General features: G+C 40.8%; 19 protein-coding genes and 1 riboswitch. Of the genes, 3 read left to right on the top strand and 16 right to left on the bottom strand.

Annotated elements, in window-relative coordinates; all coding sequences use genetic code 11:
- Positions 1–307: 307 nt before the first annotated feature.
- Positions 308–2,110 (bottom strand): glutamine--fructose-6-phosphate transaminase (isomerizing), encoded by a 1,803-nt coding sequence (gene glmS / locus NST93_RS15535; RefSeq protein ID WP_405098579.1) that lies wholly within the window; start codon positions 2,108–2,110, stop codon positions 308–310.
- Positions 2,111–2,605: 495 nt separating this feature from the next.
- Here glmS and NST93_RS15530 point away from each other — a divergent pair, with 495 nt between their 5' ends.
- Both NST93_RS15530 and NST93_RS15525 read left to right on the top strand, forming a co-directional pair.
- A complete protein-coding gene (locus NST93_RS15530; RefSeq protein WP_405098577.1) occupies positions 2,606–3,313 on the top strand; it encodes an N-acetylmuramoyl-L-alanine amidase in 708 nt (235 codons plus the stop codon).
- A gap of 97 nt (positions 3,314–3,410) precedes the next feature.
- Positions 3,411–4,610, top strand: a complete 1,200-nt coding sequence (locus NST93_RS15525) for an MFS transporter (RefSeq protein ID WP_405098575.1) — start codon at positions 3,411–3,413, stop codon at positions 4,608–4,610.
- Positions 4,611–4,648: 38 nt separating this feature from the next.
- Here NST93_RS15525 and NST93_RS15520 read toward each other — a convergent pair whose 3' ends face one another.
- Positions 4,649–6,301: an SLC13 family permease gene (locus NST93_RS15520; protein WP_405098573.1), complete on the bottom strand. Its 1,653-nt coding sequence runs from the start codon at positions 6,299–6,301 to the stop codon at positions 4,649–4,651.
- A gap of 208 nt (positions 6,302–6,509) precedes the next feature.
- Here NST93_RS15520 and NST93_RS15515 point away from each other — a divergent pair, with 208 nt between their 5' ends.
- Positions 6,510–7,106, top strand: coding sequence for a pyroglutamyl-peptidase I (locus tag NST93_RS15515; protein ID WP_405098571.1), 597 nt, complete (start codon positions 6,510–6,512; stop codon positions 7,104–7,106).
- A 109-nt stretch (positions 7,107–7,215) separates the two neighbouring features.
- On the opposite strand, the gene NST93_RS15510 is transcribed toward NST93_RS15515, so the two are convergent.
- The 14 genes from NST93_RS15510 to NST93_RS15445 form a co-directional block, all read right to left on the bottom strand.
- On the bottom strand, positions 7,216–7,917 hold the full coding sequence (locus NST93_RS15510; protein WP_405098569.1) for a hypothetical protein: 702 nt from the start codon (positions 7,915–7,917) through the stop codon (positions 7,216–7,218).
- 5 nt (positions 7,918–7,922) lie between these two features.
- Positions 7,923–8,504: a cob(I)yrinic acid a,c-diamide adenosyltransferase gene (locus tag NST93_RS15505; RefSeq protein ID WP_405098567.1), complete on the bottom strand. Its 582-nt coding sequence runs from the start codon at positions 8,502–8,504 to the stop codon at positions 7,923–7,925.
- A 13-nt stretch (positions 8,505–8,517) separates the two neighbouring features.
- Positions 8,518–8,901: a bifunctional adenosylcobinamide kinase/adenosylcobinamide-phosphate guanylyltransferase gene (locus tag NST93_RS15500; RefSeq protein ID WP_405098565.1), complete on the bottom strand. Its 384-nt coding sequence runs from the start codon at positions 8,899–8,901 to the stop codon at positions 8,518–8,520.
- A complete protein-coding gene (locus NST93_RS15495) occupies positions 8,898–9,524 on the bottom strand; it encodes a histidine phosphatase family protein (protein ID WP_405098563.1) in 627 nt (208 codons plus the stop codon). The genes NST93_RS15500 and NST93_RS15495 overlap by 4 nt, the downstream gene beginning before the upstream one ends.
- Entirely contained in the window at positions 9,482–10,288 is an 807-nt protein-coding gene (gene cobS, locus NST93_RS15490) for an adenosylcobinamide-GDP ribazoletransferase (protein WP_405098561.1), read from the bottom strand. Before cobS ends, NST93_RS15495 begins: the two co-directional genes overlap by 43 nt.
- Positions 10,288–11,148 (bottom strand): cobyric acid synthase, encoded by an 861-nt coding sequence (locus NST93_RS15485; protein WP_405098559.1) that lies wholly within the window; start codon positions 11,146–11,148, stop codon positions 10,288–10,290. The genes cobS and NST93_RS15485 overlap by 1 nt, the downstream gene beginning before the upstream one ends.
- Positions 11,124–11,684: a bifunctional adenosylcobinamide kinase/adenosylcobinamide-phosphate guanylyltransferase gene (locus NST93_RS15480; RefSeq protein ID WP_405098558.1), complete on the bottom strand. Its 561-nt coding sequence runs from the start codon at positions 11,682–11,684 to the stop codon at positions 11,124–11,126. The genes NST93_RS15485 and NST93_RS15480 overlap by 25 nt, the downstream gene beginning before the upstream one ends.
- Positions 11,666–12,751, bottom strand: a complete 1,086-nt coding sequence (gene cobD, locus NST93_RS15475; protein WP_405098556.1) for a threonine-phosphate decarboxylase CobD — start codon at positions 12,749–12,751, stop codon at positions 11,666–11,668. The genes NST93_RS15480 and cobD overlap by 19 nt, the downstream gene beginning before the upstream one ends.
- Positions 12,717–13,685, bottom strand: a complete 969-nt coding sequence (gene cbiB / locus NST93_RS15470; RefSeq protein WP_405098554.1) for an adenosylcobinamide-phosphate synthase CbiB — start codon at positions 13,683–13,685, stop codon at positions 12,717–12,719. Before cbiB ends, cobD begins: the two co-directional genes overlap by 35 nt.
- Entirely contained in the window at positions 13,663–15,159 is a 1,497-nt protein-coding gene (locus NST93_RS15465) for an adenosylcobinamide amidohydrolase (protein WP_405098552.1), read from the bottom strand. Before NST93_RS15465 ends, cbiB begins: the two co-directional genes overlap by 23 nt.
- 6 nt (positions 15,160–15,165) lie before the next feature.
- Complete coding sequence (locus NST93_RS15460) at positions 15,166–16,191, bottom strand: FecCD family ABC transporter permease (protein WP_405098550.1); 1,026 nt, start codon at positions 16,189–16,191, stop codon at positions 15,166–15,168.
- Complete coding sequence (locus NST93_RS15455) at positions 16,181–17,179, bottom strand: ABC transporter substrate-binding protein (protein WP_405098548.1); 999 nt, start codon at positions 17,177–17,179, stop codon at positions 16,181–16,183. Before NST93_RS15455 ends, NST93_RS15460 begins: the two co-directional genes overlap by 11 nt.
- Before the next feature lie 154 nt (positions 17,180–17,333).
- A riboswitch (cobalamin riboswitch) is annotated at positions 17,334–17,518 on the bottom strand.
- 181 nt (positions 17,519–17,699) lie between these two features.
- Entirely contained in the window at positions 17,700–19,490 is a 1,791-nt protein-coding gene (locus NST93_RS15450) for a S9 family peptidase (protein WP_405098546.1), read from the bottom strand.
- Between the two features lie 962 nt (positions 19,491–20,452).
- A complete protein-coding gene (locus tag NST93_RS15445) occupies positions 20,453–21,628 on the bottom strand; it encodes a sugar ABC transporter permease (RefSeq protein WP_405098544.1) in 1,176 nt (391 codons plus the stop codon).
- Between the last annotated feature and the right edge of the window lie 11 nt (positions 21,629–21,639).

Below are 21,639 nucleotides of genomic sequence, written 5' to 3'. Positions count from 1 at the left end.
GGTTAACAACTGGAAAGGTATTGGACACATCCCAAAGCCACTATTGGCAAGGGATTGAAGGGATATTGGACATAAAGAAAAGGACTGGATCGTTATTGATCCAGCCTGAATTTGTATTGATTTTGTATTGGTAAAAACCGATTGAATAATGATTGAAAAATTACCTGAGTACATAGTGTTTCTCCCGTTCTTTTCTCCGTTCTCTTCCGACTCGGAAACCAACTAAGTTCCATCAGGGAAGAACAAAGTTACGTGGGAACCGAGGGAGTTACAGGGAGATAACAACATCAAAGTCCCCCTCAATCCCCTACTCCACCGTCACACTCTTCGCAAGATTCCTAGGTTTATCCACATCACAATCACGATGGAGCGCAGCATAGTAAGCCAACAGCTGAAGCGGGATGACACTAACCAGTGGTGCGAGCAGCTCATGAATCTCTGGAAGAACAAGCGCATCGTTCTCCTCATTCAATCCATCCATACTGATTATCAGCGTATTTGCCCCACGTGCTGCTACTTCTTGAACATTGCCGCGAATGGAGTAATTTACATAGACTTGGGTTGCAAGTGCTATAACCGGTGTGCCTTCCTCAATCAGCGCAATCGTTCCATGCTTGAGTTCACCACCTGCCAAGCCCTCTGCTTGAATATAAGAGATTTCTTTCAGCTTCAAAGCACCTTCCATCGCAACATAATAATCCGCGCTTCTGCCGATAAAGAAAGCATTTGGCGTTGTTGTCAGATAATCACGTGCAAGGTTTTCTATTGTTTCTTTTTGATCAGTCAGTACTTCGATTGCATTTGCTGCGATTGCCAGCTCCCTGATCGGGTCAAAGTCGAGCGTAACTTCTTTCGTCTCCGCTGTGTCTACAGCTAATAATACAAGGACTGCGAGCTGTGCTGTATATGCCTTTGTAGAGGCTACCGCAATCTCTGGTCCTGCATGGAGATGTAACGTATAATCTGCTTCACGAGAAAGGGTTGAGCCCGCTACATTTGTAATGGTTAATGCCGGGAAGCCCATTTTTTTAATCTGAACCAGTACAGCACGGCTGTCCGCAGTTTCTCCGCTTTGGGAAATGAAAATAAATAAAGGACTATCTGATAGAATTGGCATATTATAATTAAATTCACTTGCAATATGCACTTCCACAGGAATACCTGCTAATTTTTCAATAAATCCTTTGCCAACCAATCCAGCATGATAACTTGTGCCTGCAGCAATAATATAAATTCGGTCCGCTTGCTGCATCGCAATTCGAATGGCTGGGTCGATTGAAATCCCATTATTTTCATCTTGATATTCCTCAATAATTCTCCGCAATACAAATGGCTGTTCATCAATTTCCTTCAGCATATAATGCGAATAGGTGCCTTTTTCAATATCGGATAGATCAAGCTCTACTGTATAGGATTCTCTTTCAAGCTCTTCGCCTGTTAGAGTTTGAATGGTAACTGTATCACTAGTAAGCAAAACAACTTCTTCATCGTGAATTTCCAAATAACGATTCGTTTCCTTTAAGGTGGCCATCGCGTCACTTGCTACTACGTGGAAGCCTTCGCCAATTCCAATCAATAACGGACTTTTGTTTTTAGAAACATATAGGGTATTCCTGTCTTCTGCATCAATCATCGCAATCGCATAAGAACCCTTTAACAGCTTCATTGTTTCACAAAATGCTGTCCGCGTATCCTGAAACCTTTCAAAAAGCTTTTCCATAAGCTGAACAATAATCTCTGTATCTGTATCGCTAATCAAGGAAACATCCTTGAGATATTCTCGTTTCAATGCTTCATAGTTTTCAATTACACCATTATGAACAATGATGAATCGGCCTGTGCCGCTTTGGTGCGGGTGAGCGTTAATAATACTTGGCACCCCATGTGTCGCCCAGCGGGTATGACCAATTCCAAGAGAGCCAGATATTCCTTCGTCCGCCTTTTCTTCTAATACAGCCACTCTTCCCTTCACCTTCGTCATTTGAATCCCGTCTTGGTTCAATAAAGCGATTCCTGCTGAATCATATCCTCTGTATTCCAATCTTGCTAAGCCATTCAGCAAGATTCCTTTTGCATCGTTTTGTCCAATATAGCCTACAATTCCGCACATGTTATTTTCCTCCTAAGAGGGGGCAGGCAAAACGGCCACTTTTAATCAAGGGGCGCCATGCATGCCCCTTTCCCGTAAATTTTTCTTTGCATCTTGCATTTCCCTCTGTCCAACGGGTCGCCCCATTGTTTTATGGAAAAACATACGACTGAGATGCACAACCGGGAGGTATCCGCCGAAAAAACTCGATAAACCCCCACCTCGTCAGCTATTCCTCTTCCGTTCGGGCAATAGCTCTGGCGCTTTATTTTAATTTTAAACCTTCATGCTCCTTCCTTCTATATTACTCTTAGCGAAGAGTACATTATATTTTATAGCAAAAAGGAGAAATTGGTCAATCATTTTTAATAAATAGGCGGCTAAACAGGAAAGAATTCCGCTAATTTCTGACAAAGTTATGCTATACTTTAGCCTAGGTAAAAGAACCTAATTTTAGTTACATAAATTCAGAGTGAGATATACTTTGCTTCTCTGTTTATAAAGGGGTTAAATGATTTGAAAACATACATAAAGGTTATGATAACAGGAATTTTAGCCAGTGCAGTGATTGTCTTTTTTATTTTTTACGATTTTAATAAACAGGAAAAAGAAGCTGCTGGAGATTACGAAAAAGAACAGGCAAAAAATGAAAACGTGCAAGCAGTGGATATAGCAGTGCAAGATTACCTGCTCCCTTTGGAGAATTCAAAGAAACGTCTTACACCAATTAGTCATGTTATGCTGCATTTTACTAGTAATGTAGCGGAAAATCCTAAGGATCCTTATCTTATGGAGGATATTTATACTATTTTTGAAGATTATGGTGTTTCCGCTCATTATGCAATTGATCGAGAGGGAGTTATTTACAGGCTTGTTGCAGAGAATCGCGTCGCCTTCCATGCAGGCACGGGAAGTCTGCAGGACTTTCCAGCGTACGAAGATAATTTAAATGATTATTCGATTGGCATTGAGTTGCTTGCGATTGGTTCAAAAGAAGAAATGAACGAATTTATAGACGAAGCTACATATGATTCACTTGATCCTTCTCTGATCGGATATACGGATGCACAATATGCTGCAGTAGAGCGTTTACTGGATATGCTTCATGAACAATATCCTGAAATCGAAAGAAATAGAGAGTACGTTGTTGGACATGACGAATATGCTCCAGATCGAAAAAGTGATCCTGGTATTTTATTTGACTGGTCGAGAATTGGCTATTAGCAATCCTTTACGCTAATTATCAGTTACTTCCTATAACGAACTTTTGATTATCGTGCTATAGTGTATTCAACACAATTTATATAGGAAGTGTCTGATGATGGATAGTAAGAAGTACACAATGAAGGATTACTATTTTTGGAAGATTTCATTCTGCTTGGCACTAGCATCTTTCTTTGTCTTTGCTAGTCTTTATGTTGTTCAGCCGCTCCTGCCGCTCTTTGTAAGGGAATTCCATGTTTCTGTATCCGAAGCGACCCTGACTTTGTCATTTACAATTATTGGCTTAATTATCGGTTTAATTATCCTTGGGTTCTTTTCTGATCGTATTGGCAGAGTATCACTCATTAAATATACATTGGCTGCTTCAGTCATTCCCTTTCTGCTCATACCAATTTTGGATTCTTTTTATATGATTGTAATGCTTCGATTTATACAAGGTTTTTTACTCGCAGGTTTACCAGCAGCATCTCTCGCCTATTTGAATGAAGAAATTGACCGTTCGAGTGTCGGAATTGCAACAGCATTATATATCGCAAGTAATGCACTCGGGGGCATGGTTGGAAGAGTTGTCGCAGGTTATTTGACTGATGCTTACTCCTGGAAGACAGTATTTTACACATTTACTGTCGCAGGGCTTATTATTGCAGCACTTGTATTTATTTTTCTGCCAAAGTCGCGATTCTTTAAAACGAGTAATCTTCCTTTTCGCAAGGATCTTGAAGGCATGGTCTTTCACCTTAAAAGCCCAATGATGCTTACAATTATTGGGATGGGAGTGGTTCTGCAGCTCTCGTTTACATCAATATGGACGTATTTGCCATTTCACTTGGAAGCGGAACCTTTTTCACTTTCTGTAAAAGCCATATCCTATACCTTTTTTGCTTATGGTTTTGGTGTTATTGGTGCACCGTTTGCCGGATGGCTCGCTGGCAATCTGGGACTGCGGGTCGTGCGCATCACTGGAATAATTATCTTATCCATCGGAATTTTAATGACAATACGACCTTCTTTACCTTTAATCATTATCGGTCTGTGTGTTTCCTGTCTAGGTTTTTTCACTGCACATTCTTTAACAGCTACTACAGTAACAGAGCAGGCAACACATCATAAAGGCAGTGCGGCAAGTCTTTATCTAGTAGCCTATTATGTCGGGGTGACTCTCGGAAGCTCTGCGGTCGGTCCACTCTGGAATATCGCAGGCTGGAATGCAATTGTCTTGCTGGCTGGTCTATTACCAGTCGCTTATTTATTATTTATAAAAACGGTACAAAGACAGGCAACTAAAAAAGCCCATTAAAAAGAGATGAGCATTTGCTCATCTCTTTTGCGTGTTAGTTATCTAAAAACTTCCGGGAAACTGTTTGCATCCATTCCAAGGAATAGTGGAACGAGCACATATACCGTAATTGTGATTAAAATAATCGCTATAATATTTAAGAAGAATCCTACCTTCGCCATATCAGGTATACGTAAATAGCCTGAACCAAAAACAACAGCATTTGGCGGTGTTGCCACTGGAAGCATGAATGCACACGAAGCAGCTAAAGCTGCTGCAATCATTAATACAAATGGATGTACATCCACCGCAAGCGCTAGTGCCGCCATAATTGGAAACATCATTGTTGCAGTCGCCGTGTTCGAGGTTATTTCAGTCAGGAATGTGACTAACGCTGTAACTGATAGAATTAGGATAATGATGTGAACACCTTGCAGTCCTGTGAGCTGCGTACCAATCCATTCTGACAATCCTGATGCAGTAAAGCCTGCTGCGATTGCTAACCCTCCGCCAAAAAGAAGTAAAATTCCCCATGGCAGTTTCACAGCCGCATTCCAATCCATCAAATGACTGGCTTTTCCACTTTTGGCAGGGATAAGAAATAGTATTAAAGCAGCTAAAATAGCAATCAATGTATCATCAATATTAGGATTAATTTTATTTAAAATAAAAGTTCGGGTAATCCAGGCAAGTGCCGTTAAAACAAAAATGATAAATACTGCTTTTTCTTCATAAGACGCTTTCCCAAGTTTTCTCTTTTCCTCTTCAAATATCTCACGTCCGCCGGGCAATGATTTCAATTGTTTCATAGGAAAGGCTAATTTTGTTAAGTAAATCCATGCGATAATAATTGATATCCATGCAAAAGGAACCCCAAATAACATCCAGGAAGCGAAAGATATATCATAACCATAAAGTTCTCGCACAGTACCTGCTAGTATAGCATTTGGCGGTGTACCAATTAATGTTGCCATCCCTCCTAATGATGCAGAGTATGCGATTCCAAGCATCAATGATTTGCCAAAGCCAAAGTTTCCTTTTGACGTATCAATAGAAGGATTACTTTTCAACGAGTCGGATACCTGATAAATAATCGCTAACCCAATTGGAACCATCATCATCGCTGTAGCTGTATTGGAAATCCACATAGACAGAAAACCTGTCGCTACCATGAAGCCAAGGACAATCCGATCTGTATTCGTTCCCATCACAGAAATAATATTAATTGCTATTCTTCTATGCAAGTTCCATCTTTCCATTGCTAAAGCAAGGACAAACCCACCCAGAAAAAGAAATATTGTTTCATTTCCATATGCAGAGGTTGTTGCGCTTAAATCTAAACCATTCGTCAATGGAAATAAGATGATTGGCAGAAGAGAGGTAGCGGGGATAGGTATTGCTTCTGTCATCCACCATACTGCAATCCAAATTGTACTGGCTAACACTCCTACTCCCTCTTTTGACAGCCCTTCAGGAGCTACAAATAATAAGGTAATTAAAAATAATAACGGTCCAAGAATAAGACCTGTGAGCTGAGCTGAAGTATATGGACGTTTAGATCCCTTCCCATTCCCGCCGTATCCGCCTTCAGTTACTCCGGGATTTTTCTTTTTATTATTTTCTATTGTTTCTTCCGTTTTAACAAAAAAGCGAAATAGGTCTTTCACTTGATCATGCTTCTCCCAAAGCCAGTCCCAAGTCGCACTTATCATATGGTTTCCCCCTTTAAGTTATATATTTAGTCAAATTGTAAATGGTTTTCTATTAAAATGCAAATTGTTATACAATAGATACTTATTGCAATAGTAGAGTTTATCTGTTCCAATAGATTGATTGAAAAACTGATATACAACAAAGCTGGATTCATCGAGTATTTACTATAATTAACGTATAATCAATGCAGAGAGGAAGTGTTGCGTCTTGAAAAGATTGCTATTAACTGGATTTGAACCTTTTTTAAAACACCCTGTCAATCCTACAGAAAACATTGTAAAGAAATTAAATGGCGAGCAAATAAACGGTTATCAGATTATTAGTGAGATTTTGCCCGTTGAATTTAGCAAGTCCGGGAATAGATTTGTTGAATTACTGAAAATCCATCAGCCGGACGCAGTTATCTCACTCGGTTTAGCAGCAGGCAGAGACAGAATTACACCTGAACGAATTGCAATCAATTGCAATGATGGTCCTGTTGATAATCAAGGCTATAAACCAAACGGAGAAAAGATTTTTGAAAGTGGGCCAGATGGCTATTTTAGTAATTTACCCTTACAAAGGATGGTTAAAACTTTGAAGGAACAAGGATTGCCAGCAAAAATATCGAATACTGCCGGGGCATATCTTTGTAATAATGTAATGTATCATGGCTTGCACTATTTCTCAGAACAGCAGCAGGATGTTCCTTCTGGTTTTATTCATATCCCGGCTTCCCATCAATTAGCAGTAGACAGCAATATTCCAAGCTGGTCTGATGCCGACTTATTAAGAGCTGTCCAGCTGGCAATTGCTTGTCTGTGAACAAAGCAGACACAGCAAATCTACTGTCAGAATATGATTATAAAGCAAAAAAATGCATATAAAAATGACATTCACGATTAATTAATCATGAATGTCATTTTTATATGCGTTAATCACTTGTTTGAAGGATATGAAAGTTTTCCCCGCTAAGCTTTATGACCTCTGTGCTTTTCTCCGAATCAAATGCGATTATAAAACAGGTTGCAGGACCCGCAGTTATATCAAGATTAAGGTCGCATTCCAGCTTCACTTTCCGGCCTGTCCACTTGTAAAAGGTTTCTGCTATTCCTTTGGATCCAACTGGAGCAATAGCCTTCACCCCAGTAGTCTCAGTAAATTCCTTTAAAAGTAATACACTTGGAATTCTTTCTATGTTATCTAAGACTTCCTGTCCGACAAACGGTTTGCCAATGACAGCAAAGCTTTCGTTACCTGTCCATTCGTATACAGCTCGCTTTTTCCTTGTTCCAACAATCGTCAGGCCTAAGGCAGATTGCATACTGGAAAAGTTGCTCTCTGTACTGCCTGTCACAGGCAGATTAATGAACCCTGCCTCTGCCAGCACATCACCAACGCCCGCCTTGTACTCATGCCAGGCGCTATCATCTGTAAAGTTCTGCATGACAATAGTTCGGGGCTCAGCGTATGCTGCCAAACACTCCATTAAGGCAACACGACAAGCGAATTTCCCAACAACTTGATTCGGGGCTTTAACATTGTCTGCTGCTTTTTCTCCAATCGTTCCGCTATTATCCGCAGTTATTACCAATTCCATTTCTGCTTCTAACGGTAAAATGACAGCATTTGTCATGCTCTTTACTTTTTCTTATTGCTGCCGCGAAAGACTCTGGCACTGCGCTCATATTCTACGTCAGAAATCTTTAAGCGTGCATTAGCTATTCGTGCTGCCGCAAAAAAGTAGTCTGACAGACGGTTCATGTATTTTAATGGAATTGGATTGATTTCTTCTACTGCATTATATAAGGTAACAATCTGTCTTTCAGCCCTTCTCGCAACAGTTCGTGCAACATGAAGAGCTGCCGCAGCTTCAGAACCGCCTGGCAGGATAAAGCGTTCAAGCTCTGGCGCTTCATCTATCAAAATATCCATCCGTTCTTCCAGATATGTGATTATATCCTTTGAAAGTTCATGAGCGCGTTCTTTCTTAGATACGTTGGATAGTTCAGTCCCGCAATCAAATAATTCGTGTTGAATCTTCTCAAGATCTTCGATGATATCCTTAAATAATTCCTTATCCAAATAGGAAACTGCCAGCCCAACAAATGAATTCGTCTCATCAATGGATCCATAAGCCTCCACGCGGATATCATCCTTGCTTGCTTTACCGCCAATTAAAGCTGTTTGACCCTTGTCACCTGTTCTTGTATAAAGTCTCATTTTAACCTCTCCTTTATTTTATTTTTTCCGCAATTCCATACCAAATTTTGTCCACTCGTTCCGCGTGTGCAGCAATTCTTTGATAAAGCCAGCCTGTTATATCACGCTGCAGTCGTGCAGTTTTATCAATTGGAACAATTCCCTTAGAGATGTCAGTTCCAATTAAAACAAGTCTATGTTCTGTTTCCCGTTGCTCCCACGCCAGCCATTGTTCTAATTTTTTGATGTTTCTATCTAAAAGTATATCAGCTGAAAGGTCCAGGTCAATTTCTTTCTTCACCCACACCTCAATTCCTTCTAAAATAACGGTATTCATTATTCCTTCTGCAGGTTCCGGCCATCCAGCGCGTTCATAAGCAGATAACCAGGTTGTTTTTACTGGATAATGCTGTTTCACCCATCTTCTCTTGCCATTAAAGGCACCTCCTGAAACGAAATGCATTTCCCTCCACCCTTCCAATTATCAATTTCCCAAATTAAGCGGATGCCTGCATCATGTGAGACACTCCACTCGAAAAACTGCTTGTCCTCTGTTGTTAATTTCGTTAATAAATAGCGAATAACACCACCATGTGCAACAAGCAGTATATTTCTGATTCCGTGCTCTAGTACGGTTACCCTCAACTGCTCAAAACCTGCATCTATCCTCTCTTTCATTGCTTGAAAACTTTCGCCGCCTGGTGGAGTAATGCTTTCTGGTGCATCAATCCATGCTCGATAGTCCAGATTACTTTTTAAATCATCATAGGTTTTCATTTCCCATTCTCCAAAGTGCAGTTCACGAAAAGCTCTTGTTTCCAGTTTCTCAAGCTGAGGGCAAAGCATTTCTGCTGTTCGCTTGGCACGTTGTAAATCACTTGTCACGCAATAATCAAACTGCAGGCCAAAGCGTTGGACGGCTTTTAATTTTTGAATTTCAGATTCGAGCAATGGAATATCCGTCCAGCCGAGATATCTTCTCTCCAGATTCGCCTTCGTTATACCATGGCGTAAGAGAGTAACAGCCACAATGTCAGCCATAACAGCAGCTCCATCCCTTCCGAACTGGCACCCAGTGTGTCACCTGAGATTCCAGTGAAATTTCTCTTAATAAAACCTGCAATAAAAAAGCTCATAATCATAAATACTGCAGTAAAAATAATATATGGAATAATAAGTTCGAACCGCAGCCAAACAAGCAAACTGCCAAAAAACAGAATGTAAAAAATATATACAGTCAGGATATATTTGGTCTTCCCCTGCCGGAAGAAATGGGCCATTCCTTCATTACGCGCGAGAGGCAAGCCTTGTAAATAGATACCAAGCAAGGATTTTCCAAAGAAAGGAATAAATACTACGAGGAGGTATGTCGCTGTATCTGCCAGCTGAGCTATTTCATAAATGATAATAAACCTCACGAACAAAAATACAACAACAGATAATACGCCAAATGCACCTACCCTCGGGTCCTTCATAATTTCTAATCTCTTTTCGGGATCTTTATAAGAGAAATAGGCATCACTCGCATCAATCCAGCCATCCAAATGAATACCGCCTGAGAGGATAATTAAAAACAGCCAAAGCAATAACGCTGACATTAAATCGGAAAAAGGGGTGAAGCTCTGCAGGACATATAAAAAGCCTGCATACATCCCCCCTTGAATAAGGCCAAGAACCGGAAAGGTCTGCAGTGCATATTTCAACTGTTTTTTATCTAGATGGAACTGCTTGTTAATTGGAATACTCGTAAAGAACTGCAGATTAATAAGAATACCTGTAAAAAACAAACGACCACTATGAAACATCAAGAATCCCCCTTCATGATTTCTATTAATTCTTCGATATCCAGGTTAGCCTCAAGATGGGCTGCAAGCTTTTCATATTCCATTTCTTTACTCGTTAACTTCCGTTTTTCCGGCCGACTCACTCCTCCAAGGCTATCCTCTTCCTCAAGCTGATGATCAATATAGGGGATAACTCCCAGTACAGGGAGCTTCGTATAATTTTCCAGCCAGGTAATTCCATCCGAAAAAAGAGCTGGATTTCCAATAAATTTATTAATGATAATTCCTTTCACACGTGCCCGCTCTTTCTCAGTAAGCAATGCTAATGTCCCAACAATGCTTGCAAATATGCCTCCTCTTTCAATATCGGCTACTAAAAGAACAGGGATATCTGCAAGTTCTGCAATCGCCATATTTGCTAGATCACGGTTCTTTAAATTCATTTCAACTGGACTGCCGGCCCCTTCAATGATAACAAGATCACTGTTTTTCTCAGCTTCAGCTAAGGATTTTTGAATAATAGATAATGCTTTTTCGTAATACAGTTCCTTAAAGCCCGTCCCAGAAATTACTTCTTGAGACTCACCAAGCAAAAATACTTCTGTTTGCATATTCTCTAACGGCTTTAATAATACAGGGTTCATCCATGGCTCAATTAATCGCCCTGCAGCCTCTGCCTGTTCATATTGTGAAATACCAATCTCTTTCCCATCATCAAGCCGTACAGTATGACTCGACATGTTCTGAGACTTGAAGGGTGCAATTTGAAATCCGCGCTTCGTAAGCAGCCGGCAAAGTGCAGTTGTAAGAATACTCTTTCCAACATTTGAAGCTGTCCCTTGAATCATGATTCCTTTCATTCCAGTCGCCCTTTCTTCCATATCGGTATGCCGCCTTCTACCAAAATAGCTATGCCTGCTTTTGCAATCACTTGTTGATGCACACGTCCTAATATGGATTGATATTTTAGTGTAAGCGCGTCATCATATGGCATATCCTCCAGCACTTCATTCGACACAATAATTATCTCCCCTGCCTGTGCTGAAAGCATCATTATATCCTCTATCACATATTGTAAAATTGCATCCGCACTATTAATCCTCTCCTGGAATAGGTAGTTATTAAGCAGTGTCGTCACACAGTCCAGTAAAATAATATCTTGCTTTGAAAATTGGTGAGCAATATCCCTTAGCTTAGTCGGTTGTTCCCATGTAGTCCAAAAAAATCCTGACTGCTTCCTGTCCAGCTGATGACGCTTAATTCTTTCCTGCATTTCTCTATCAAACGGAATCCCGCAAGCAATATAGTGGAGATTTCTATTCATCCTGCTTGCATGCTTAATTGCTAAGTTCTCGGCAAAAGCACTTTTTCCGCTCCGCACACCACCAGTAATAAAAGTTAATTTTTCCATTTCCATGCAGCCAATGCCTCCATAAGAAGATGATTCTCTTTCGTCTGCTTAACTGCTGCCCGGAGCCACTTTCCTTCAATACCAGGAAAATTTTCCGTATGCCTCAGTACAAGCCCCTGCTCGAGTAAATGATGCAGCAGCTTTTCTTGTGAAGGCAGTGCTGGATCCCGCAATAAGTAAAAGTTCAACTGAGACGGGCTATATTTAAAGCCTAGCTCTTCCAGCTTTGTAAAAACTGTTATTCTTTCCTTTAAAATAAATTTTCGTGTTTCTTTGACATGGTTTTCATCCTGTAAGCATGCGACCCCCGCTCTCATTGCTAATGCATTGACACTCCAATGGGGCTGTGTTTTTCCAATTTGCCTCAGCAATTCAGGACTTCCAGCAAGAAAACCTAGGCGCAGACCGGCAATGCTGTACATTTTCGTTAGCGAACGGATAATTAGCACATGCTCTGTTCGCTGCACTTCCTGAATAAACGTAACTGGCTCTGGTAAAAAGTCGTAAAATGCTTCATCAATAATACAAAGTGTGTTTGTTTTCTGACACGCTGCAATCAGTGCTTCCACTGACTCTCTATCATAATGAACACCAGTAGGATTATTTGGATTACAGAGAAAAACAGCTGCAGCATTTTCAAGTTCATTTTCCAATTTATGAAGTTCGAGCTTCCAGTCCGGTGCAGAGAGAATAACTTGCACAATTTCACATCCCTCATTTTTACAGGCTGTTTCATATTCCGAAAAGGCGGGGTGAATGACAATAACTTTTCTTCCCGCTAAGTGCCTAGCAATTAAAGTGATCATCTCGGCTGCACCATTACCTGTAAGCAAATGTGTTGCAGGTATATTTTCTTTTTTTGCTAGTGTTTCAAGCAATGTGCTTGTATACGGGTCTGGGTAGTCATTTATAGCAGAAAACCACTGTCCCCATTTTTCCCGAAGTTTAGATGGTGCACCCAGCGGATTAAGGTTTACACTAAAATCAACCACCTTTTCAGGCTCCTTCATTCCAAAAGATGCATATAAATATTTTGTATTAGAGCCATGTGCTGGCAACCGCAATGACGCCACCTCCAATCCATAAGAACATTACAAAGACAAAAACTGCCTGCCTCATAATATTTATTGTATGTAAGATATCCTTCGCCGCCAACTTCCGTTCATCCCTGCCCATATGGGCACGTACCGATTTAATACCTTTATAATAATTTACCCCGCCAAGCTGAACACCTAAAAAGAGCGCAACAGCAGCTTCCAGGAAACCGCTGTTCGGACTGGCATGCTTCTTCGCATCTCTATACCACTGCTTGACAGCAGCTTTTTTCTTAAGCTGAGGTGTGTCGTTGTTAGTCAGCATCATGAGAAAACCTGTGATTCGGCTTGGAATCCAATTCAGTACATCATCAAACCTTGCTGAAGCCCAGCCAAAATCCTGGTAGCGCTCATTTTTGTATCCAACCATCGAATCACATGTATTCACCGCCCTGTAAAGAACGGCAAGTGGTGCACCGCCAATAGCTGTCCAGAAAAGCGGTGAAGTAATGCCGTCTCCAATACTTTCTGCAACTGTTTCTACTGTAGCACGTGTAATGCCTTCTTCGTCAAGCCCTGCAGTATCTCTCCCAACAATCATGGAAACTTCCTGACGAGCTTTTTCTAATTTACTTGCAGATAGAGGTTGATAAATGCGTAATGCAGCTATTTTTAAGTCTTTCTGTGCGATAGACGTTGCAATAATCAGCGCCTCCACCACTACTCCTGCCACTATATGCAGCTGGTAGGCTCCCCAGCTGATTAAAAGCGTAATTATTAAAGGAATTGCCGTTACGAGAAATAAAAGCAGAAGCCCTTTCCACCGCCTGTAATTTCCTTTATTGAGATACTTTTCAAGCTCGGCAATAAGAGCCCCTATCCAGCGTACAGGATGCGGCCAATTGGGCGGATCACCAATAATACGGTCAATGATTAAAGCGAGTGTAATGCTAATTAAATGATGTATAATCATGATTTTCTTTCCTATTAGAGTAACGCAGAATAGACTGTTTCATCTCATGATAAACAGCCGTCCCAATAAGGTGTCCGAGCTCTGTAGCAGTTCCTGCATAAGAAAGCTCTTTTCCTTGCTGTGTCGCTGCCACTAAGATACTGTCTGTTGATGTTCCTGTTGCTTGCGTTTTTGTGAGCGGGTCACGAACATTCAAATCACGCAGCACTTGAGCCTTTGACTCTGTTGCTGTAATTATCGATTGAATAAAGGCTTCATCAGTAAGTTTTCCGTTTATAAAAACCCACGTATTAATGGTTCCCGGTTTTACCGGACCTGCAATTGGCGGACTTGTTCGTGTACTATCAACAGCATTGCCAACCCCAGCAGTCACCACAACTAGAATTGAAAAATCATCACCCTTATAAACATTAAAGCTTTTATCATCTAAGCAAACCGCCGTCATCATACCAACAGTTTGGGAGGGGTTAAATCCACTTTCCATTAAATAATCGCACATTTCCTGCCTGTGATCTGCACAATTATAGCTGGCATCTACACGGCGATTCACAAAGTTGCTGTACCAGCCAAAGCCAGCTCCAGTTACGCCAGAAGATACAGTCTTTAGTGGCTGCTTGGACTGAAGCACAATGCGATCCGAATCAAATGACAACAGGGATGCTTCAACCTCCATTGGCTGTCCCTCTCTTTCATCTTTCTTACCAGGCATCAGATGAAGCTGGGGTTTTGCTATTTTGGAATGGGGCTGTTTGATAACTTCCGTGTTGTATACATGGTTAATCAGCTCTTCAGAGAGGACCTCATTGGGAGTCGCAATTGCCTGTGCCTCTCCCTCGTTCATCAGCATCAGCCGATCACAATAAAGACTCGCAAGATTGAGATCATGCAAAATTGCAACAACCGTTAGACCGTCTTTTTTTGCATTTGTCCGCAATAAATCAAGCAACTCTTTTTGATATGCTAAATCCAAATGATTTGTCGGTTCATCAAGCAAGAGGATTTCAGGCTGCTGCACCAAGGCTTGCGCTAGGAATATTCGCTGCTGTTCCCCGCCAGAATGTTCCATGACGGAATCGTCCTGAAAATGACTGATATTCGTTTGACGCATAATTTCCTGGACGATTTCCTCATCTTTAGCAGTCCATGACTGAAATAAACCACGGTGGTGGGCATACCTTCCAAGCGCCACTGTTTCCTTAACGGTATAAGGGAATACCTGTGGTGACAGCTGCGGCAGGACAGCTATTTTCTTTGCAAGCTGTTTCTTTGTCAAATCCTCGATGTTTGTATCCCCGACCTTCACACTTCCTTGCTGCAGCTCAAGTAAGCCGCTGATCATTTTAATTAATGTCGTTTTGCCGCTTCCATTCGGGCCTAAGATACCGAAGAATTCTCCTTTTTTAACAGAAAGACTAATATTTTTCACAATTTCCTGGCCATCATAACCACCGAATACATTTTCAATCGTCAGCATCTCGCCTCATCTTCCTTTTCTTTGTTTAATTAATATAATTGCAAAAACGGGCGCGCCCACCAATGCGGTAATTACTCCTACAGGCAGAACCTGCGGTGAAATGATTGTCCGGGACAGCAGGTCTGTTAATATAAGAAAACCTGCACCAGTAATAATCGACAGCGGCAAAAGATGAATATGGTCTGGTCCCCATAATTTCCGTGTCAAATGCGGGATAACGAGGCCAACAAATCCAATAGTTCCTGATACAGCTACTGCTGCACCTGTTAAAATCGATCCAGCAATCAAAATAAGCATTTTTCTTTTTCCGACATCCACACCAAGATGCTGTGCACGTTCTTCTCCCAGTGACATTGCATTTAACTCTCTTGTATTCATTAATAATAGTAAACCGCCAATAATTAAAAATGGCAGGATAATTCCAACATATCTCCAGCCGCGCATCGATACACTGCCAAGCAGCCATCCGATAATTTGCTGAAGCTCTTCACCTGTTAAAGCAATAATTAACGAGATAATTGATCCTAAAAACGAACTAAATATAATCCCTGTCAGAATAATCGATTCTACACGCATCGTTCGGTCAATTTTTTTGGCGAAAAAAAGAACGATAACAATTGTTGCTAAAGCTGTAGCAATGCTGAGCAATGGTAAAGTATATAAACCAAGAAAGGGAATAGAAATATTAAAAAATAATGTCGATACTGCTCCAACTGATGCACCGGAAGATACACCAAGAATATAGGGATCTGCTAAAGGATTTCGCAGCAACCCTTGGAAGGCCGCTCCTGCAATCGCAAGAGAGGCCCCCACAAGTCCTGCCAGGATTACCCGTGGCAAACGTATATCATAAACAATACTTACATACATCGGATTAACATCCTCTCCGATAGGGAGATGAAACACTACAGATCCGATGATTTTAATAATCTCAGGTATAGGCACAGATACACTGCCAACAGAGATGGCAATAAGTGCTGCGACTATCAAAAACGCTGCTGAGAGCGTATATTTAAACCAATTACTCTTCATCAAACAGCTCCGGATAAACTGCCTCTGCTACACCTCTGGCACCGTCAACTAAACGCGGTCCCGGGCGTGACACCATATCAGAATCGACATCATAAATGCGTTCATTCGCTACTGCATCAATTGCTTCAAAACCATTTCTGGAAGTAACTTCTCCAATTGGATCTTCTACATACGAGCCGTACGTTGTAATAATTACATTAGGATTCAGCTCCACAATTGCTTCTGGATCCATTGCAACCCAGCCATCCTGATCACCAGCGGCATTATCTGCATTGATTACTCGGAGCAATTCATGCAGGAATGTATTTTGTCCCGCAGTAAAAATATCTGGAGATGGAGAAATCTCAAAGAATACAGATTGACGATCTTCTTCCGCAACTGCAGAAGTAACTTCCTCTAATTCTGCAAAGCCTTCCTTCATTTCTGTAATTACTTCTTCCGCTTCTTCCGTAGCACCAACAACTTGACCAATGCTTTCAATCGTCTCGTATGTTGTATCAATATCTGTTGCATCAGCGACTACAAACACTTCAACACCAGCATCTTCTAATTGCTGGAATGCTTCCTGTGCTGCGTCTACCCCAGATTCATGTGCTAGAACTACATCAGGCTCCTGGCTTATAATAATTTCTACATTAAACTCCATGCCGCCCACTTTTTCGATATCCATTACTTCTTCCGGATAGGTATCATTGTCAGAAACACCAACAACCTTGTCACCTTGTTCTAAAGCAAAAACAATTTCTGTATTACTTGGAACGAGTGTTACAATCCGTTCTGGTTCTTCTTCAAATGTAATCTCTTCCCCTGTCGCATCCGTTAATGTTAATGGATAAGCGGATTCGTCATCTGTATCCTCTGAAACAGCCGCTTCTTCCGTTGTGCCTTCACTTTTTGCTGCATCCTCTACCGCTTCATTTCCATCACTGCAGCCAATCAAAAATCCTAGCAGCAATGCTAATAACATGACTTGTAATAACTTTTTCATTTGTCTTCCTCCTCATATCTTGATTTCAACCATTTTGCTGACGCGATTCATTTGATAAGGGCTTTCTGAAAACAGAAAAAACATCTCCACGACAAATGAAGATGTTTGAAAGATCGCTAATCAAATCTATTCACCTAACTATCCTCGTAGAATTGGCGTAAGCTTAAAAACAAGCAGGTTTCCTGGCTCTTGGTCATTGCTCACAGATCCTTCCCATACTATGATGTACAGTGGTCATTTCTGTTCGCTCGCAATTACAGTGGCGGGACCGCGCTGGAATTTAACCAGCTTCCTCTTTTCGGCATATATGTCGAATTCACCTGTTTTTGATTTTATAAAGTTGTCTTAAGACTATATTAACATACTATAATGTTTTTGGGTGAAAGTCACCTTTTCGGAGGAGCTTGTCAAAAAGCAAGATCTGGACGGATGCAGTATTTGGACCGTTGCTGCTCACAATCTGATACCCAAAAGACTTCAAGCAGCATCGATTTTCGATACCGCTTGAAGCTAATGATTCCTAGTCCTGGTATTTTTCCATAAATTCAAGCATGCTGGTGTAGACTTTTATCTCATTTTCTTTTTTCGAAAAGCCATGCCCTTCGTCCTCTAACACGATATACTCAACTTCTCTGCCTTTTTCCTTCAGCTTTGCAACAATCTGATCCGATTCTGCTTTTACTACACGCGGGTCTTTTGCTCCTTGAATGACAAGCATTGGCTTCCTCATCGTATCCAAATAGGTAACAGGAGAATCTTTAATAAATCTTTCCTTATCACGAACAGGGTCTCCTACCCAACGATCCATCAATGGCTTCCAATGCGGTGGTACAGAATCAACAAAGGTAAAGAGATCAGAAGGTCCGAAAATATCGATAACCGCTTTAAAATATTCTGGGTGGCGTCCATGGAGCAAGAGCGCCATATAGCCACCGTAGCTGCCGCCAACAAGGAATAGTTTATTACGATCTGTGATTCCATTCTCAAATAACCATTCAATACCAGCAACATTATCTAAGCGCGGTCCCTCTCCCCAATCCCGCTCAACTAATTTTACAAATTCAGAGCCATAACCAGTACTGCCGCGGAAGTTCGGGGCAAAAATTGTATAGCCGCGATTAAGGAAACATTGGAACATGGAGCGGAACTGTTTTCTTTCTGCGGCCTGTGGCCCGCCATGCGGCCAGAAAATAGTGTAACCATTATCATATTCTGGCTTCGCCTTAAATAATAATGCTTCCATTTCCATCCCATCAAATGATGTATATATTACAACATCTGGATCAACCATATCCTCTTCACTTACACCGAGAACATTATTATTGGTCAGCTGCTCCCAATCCTTAGCGTTCGTGCTCTTATAAATATTAAAAGGAACTGTTGCGGAACGCCCAAGCACGTACAAATTGCCGGCTTTTGTAACAACAAGCTTTTCAAGTATTGCAGTTGGCGCAGTTAATCTTTCAAGTTCTTCATTATCTGGGCTGAAACGATAAAGCAAATCCTCGACACCTTTTTCCGTAGTTAAATAGAATACGTTATTTTTCTTATTCCATTTCAGAACAGAAATGCTTTCCTTTTCAATTTCCAGGACCTTTGTAAATCTTTTATCCTTGATATCAAATTTTGCCAGATAACGATAGTCACTTTCGAAGTCTGTCAGAAAATATATTGTCTGATTATCTGTAAAAACAGGTGCTGCTGCCACATGTACCTGATCTGGGTCGGGCACTAAATGATGAAATTCTTCACCAGTCTTAACAAATGATTTTACATATGTGTTAGCGAGTGCTTGCGAAAATACAAATGCCTTCTCATCTTCAGATACTGCTGAAAGCTCAGTCGGTGCGTCTTTTCCTTGATGAATTAATGTATCTTCATTCGTTTGTAAATCACGTACATATACATTCAGGAATGAAGGATTTCCTTCTGATGTTTCATAATATAGCCGGCTGCCATCTTCACTTAGATGCGAGAAAAAGTACTTTTCCTCTGCTCCACCAGTAACTAATGGCTGTGGCAGTCCCCCCTCATATGGAACCGCATAAATCTGATGGTTCTCATCTCCATCTTTGTCATAGCCTGCCAAAACAAAACGCTTCTCTGGATCAAATGAAATAAAGCTTGTCGCTTCGTCCTTATAGGCAAACAGATACGGAAAATTATCCGGCAAATCCATTGCCCAGAGATTAATTTTACCATTCAAATTCGAACTGAAAATCAATCGTGTTTCATCACTGTTTACCTGAAAATCACTAATTGCATACGTACGGAAAAATTGTTCAACTGTTGGCTTTGGAAATTTAATCATGAAATTCCTCCTTAAATTTAGAATGAAGATAAACTTACGAACAACTCCTGTTCTATTAATTGCTGTCCCTTTTTCAGCGGGATTCTAGAACTGCAACTGCCAGCTTTTAATAAAGATAGATCTTTCTTTTATGTATCAGCCTATCTTTTTGCCGACTATAACATCATTATATGATTAAATCCATCCTATTTTAACCATCCCGCGTTGTATTGTTTATCCGTCCCAAGGTGGAGGTATTTTACCTGTAAAAGAAGTTGGAACAAATTCATTATGAAATAATCACACATGTGTAGATCGCCTTCAAGTATACAATAACTACCGGATTACTCTAATGAAAAGTTGATACAAAATCCTGATTACCTTAATTCAGAATAGCTTTTAGTTTTGCTGTCTTTCTATTCGTTTGGAAGTCCGCAGTCCGAATACCCCTCGCAAACCTTTAGGCGGCTGGTAAGCCCCCTACGTGCTACGCACTACGTGGTCTTACCGATGCCTTAGCTCCCCAAGGAGTCTCGGAGTATTTGGACTGCTCCTAGTAAAAACTAACGGTTATTTCATTGAATTTTGGCAGGATATGCATGTTAATCTCACTAGACTATTTTAAAGCATACACATAAAGGTATTTCAGCTGATAGCTTAAGATAAGGAGCCACTCTTTTATAACTATAATTAGAACGCAAAATAAGCTAATCAGCACTTAGCAGCCCGAATACACGAAGACTCCTAGGGGAGGAAAGGCCTAGGTGAGACTGCGAGTGCGTTAGCGCGAGTGGCTCACCAGCCGCCCCTGAAAAGCGAAGTGTATTCGGGCTGCGATTTTCCAGAGGTGTCCGTAAAGCACTGAATTGAAGTAATCAGGATTCCACTTAAATTGTAGAGCTCGTCAATGCTGCTGTGTAAGTATTCCTCGTATTTAATTTAAGATATTTCATTGACACATAGGTTAATAATTAATTTCTAAGTCAAGCTCGTTTTCTGCGTGTTAATACATCAAAAATAACTGCAAGGGCCAGGACTCCTCCCCGAATGATATATTGAGGGGCAATTCCTACTCCCATTAAGTTCATACCGTTCGTTAGTGTGGCCATTACCAGGGCACCAATAATAGCTCCCGTCACCTTTCCTACTCCACCTGCTGCGGATACACCCCCGACAAAAGCAGCAGCAATTGCATCCAGTTCAAATAATGTTCCAGCTGTTGTAGTCGCCGATTGCAGTCGAGATGTAAATAAAATTCCTGATAAGGCAGAGAGCATTCCCATGGATCCAAATACTAAAAATGTAATTTTACTGACACTAATCCCACTTAGATGAGCGGCTTCCGGATTACTGCCCACGGCATATATATGTCTCCCCAAAACAGTTTTTGTTGTAATAATATGATAAATAATCACAACGAACAGCATAATCACAACAGTCCAAGATAACCCGTTATAACTGGATAATATCCACGTAATATAGCCAATAATTGCAGAAACAAAGATTAATTGTAAAATAAAAATCTCTTTTGAAACCACTTCAAAGTTATATTTTATTTTGTTGCGGCGAGTTCTGATTGTACTGTATATATAAAAGATAATTGCCAGAATTCCTATGAGCAAGGATAATAAGTGAACACCGTTTACAATCATCAGAGATGGAATATATCCATTCCCAATTGCATTAAATGCATCATTATTAATAATGATGGTGCCTGACTTTTCTGTTGCCAAGAGTATGGCCCCTCTGTATATAAGCCATCCGGCTAATGTTGCAACAAAAGCTGGTATACCCACCTTTGCTACAAGGAAACCTGTAGCCGAACCAGCGAGTATCCCGAGAACCAGTATAATAGGGATAACCACATAAACTGGCCAGCCAACATGCATGAGTAAGATTGCAGCAATGGCACCAAGAAATCCTGCTAAAAAGCCAATCGATAAGTCGATATGTCTAATCACAATGACCAGCATAACACCGACAGCCAGAACGGCTATATATCCTGCAGAGTCCAGTAAATTACTTATATTCCTCGAGGACATAAAGAGTCCGTCCGTTAAGATAGAAAAGATAATCATAATTACAATCAAGGCTATATACATCCCATAATCGCGAATGTTATCTTTAATTAAATGCCTCGCTTCATTTAATAACTTCATAACTTTTACCC

This window comes from Oceanobacillus sp. FSL H7-0719 (assembly GCF_045040795.1).
Lineage (GTDB): Bacteria > Bacillota > Bacilli > Bacillales > Amphibacillaceae > Oceanobacillus.
This window is presented reverse-complemented; position numbering and strand designations above follow the sequence as displayed.